This is a genomic window from Ruminococcus sp. CAG:379, from assembly GCF_000434255.1.
Lineage (GTDB): Bacteria > Bacillota > Clostridia > Oscillospirales > Ruminococcaceae > Ruminococcus_F > Ruminococcus_F champanellensis.
The window spans coordinates 1-1,735 of the sequence record NZ_FR894870.1; the positions used below are offsets into that span (position 1 = coordinate 1).

Genomic DNA, 1,735 nt, shown 5'->3' on the forward strand with positions numbered 1-1,735 from the left:
GGCTTTGTGCGGTATTGCCTTAAGGTAATTGCATGAATCATTGCATGAAAACGGGGCTGTATGCCGGCGAAGGGTGCAGGAATCCCGAGAAATTGAGGTTGAACAATATGACACATCATTGGATCAGAACCGGGCTGGATCGGCTCCGGCGCACAGGGGCTGCCCTGACCGCTGCCGCATGCGCACTGGGGCTGCCGGGATTTTTTGCCCGGCAAACCCCTGCTAGCGCCGCCAACCTTGTACTGGTGTATGCGGAGTCTGTGGAGGCTCAGCCTGGCGACACGGCGCAGGTGTCCCTGTATGCAGAGGATAACGGGGGCTTTTCCGGCATGGGGCTTGTACTGGAGTATGACGGGGCGCTGGAGCTTGTAACCAACGAGTATGGCAAGCCCCTGTGTACCTATGGGGATCTGATCGGCTCCGACACTTGCATGATCCTGGAGGCGGAGGGCAGCAAATGCGGCGTTGCCATTGCCTCCTCCCAGTTGATTCAGCAGGACGGCACTCTTGTGACCCTTTCCTTCCGGGTGCCCCAGACCGCTCAGCCCGGGGACACCTTCGCTCTGAATCTGACCGCCAATGCCGCCTATGACAACAGGGACAATGCGGTTTCCATCCAGACCTACAGCGGCAAGATCCAGATTCCTCAAGCTACTACAACGGAACCCACAACCACCACTGAAACTACCACCACTACCACAACCACCACTGAAACCACCACTGCCCCCGGTACGCCGGTGGAATTTTCCGTTGGGAATGTGCCCGGACTGCCGGGGGAAACCGTGTATCTGCCGGTGTATGTGGGGGAGAATCCGGGCTTGTCCGCTGCTGTGCTGACCTTCCGGTACGGAGGCATGCTCCAGCCTGCTGACGCCAACAGCACGCCCCAGGTGCAGTATCTGAAGGCCGGCTACTGGGGGGAGGTCAGCTACGATACCCAACTGCTGACCGTATCCATGCATGCCGCCTGGAGTCAGTATGAAAACGGGGAGATTCTGCGGATCCCGGTGGCGATTCCGGCGGATGCGGTGCCGGGCATTTATCCGGTGACACCGGAATCTGCCAGCTTTGCAGCAATGGATGGGAGCACCCGGCAGTGCAGCCTGTTTGCCGGGACGGTACAGGTGGTAGGAGCAGTGACCACCTCCGCCCAGGTCACGGAGAATACCACCACTACCGGGTATACCACGACCGCTACGGAAGCTGTCACCACAACGGAAACCACCATAACTACCACAACCACCACAACGGAAACCACCATTGAAACGACTACAACTACCGCTGCGGAAACAACCACTGTGCCCATTCAAACCACCACAGCCACCCGGACCACCGCCCTCCAGCCAGGCTATCTGCCCGGAGACGTGAATATGGACGGCAGGGTAACGGTAGCGGATGCGGTGCTGGTGCTGGAGGCATGCGCCCGGATGGCGGCAGGGGAGCCCTGTCCTCTGAGCGATGAACAGCAAAAGCTGGGGGATCTGGTGCCGGATGGGTACATCAAGGTGTCGGACGCAGTGGAGCTGCTGGGGATCATTGCACGGGGGATCGCAGGGTAAGTTCCGTTCTCCGATAGATTTGCTGAACCGTACTGTTTTTGCAGTACGGTTTTCTTTTTAGTGACCATCTTTTCCGGGCGTTTTTTTATGCTCTGCGTGCTCCGTTTACGCAGGAGCGTTCTACCAACCTCTTGGGGAGATGTGTGTTTTTTTATTTGTTTAACCGGATGGGTCAC

1 protein-coding gene is annotated in these 1,735 nt (G+C 58.1%); it reads left to right on the plus strand.

What is annotated here, in order from left to right; all coding sequences use genetic code 11:
* Nucleotides 1–107 precede the first annotated feature (107 nt).
* Nucleotides 108–1,559: a cohesin domain-containing protein gene (locus QVO51_RS04465; RefSeq protein ID WP_022357399.1), complete on the plus strand. Its 1,452-nt coding sequence runs from the start codon at nucleotides 108–110 to the stop codon at nucleotides 1,557–1,559.
* Nucleotides 1,560–1,735: the final 176 nt, after the last annotated feature.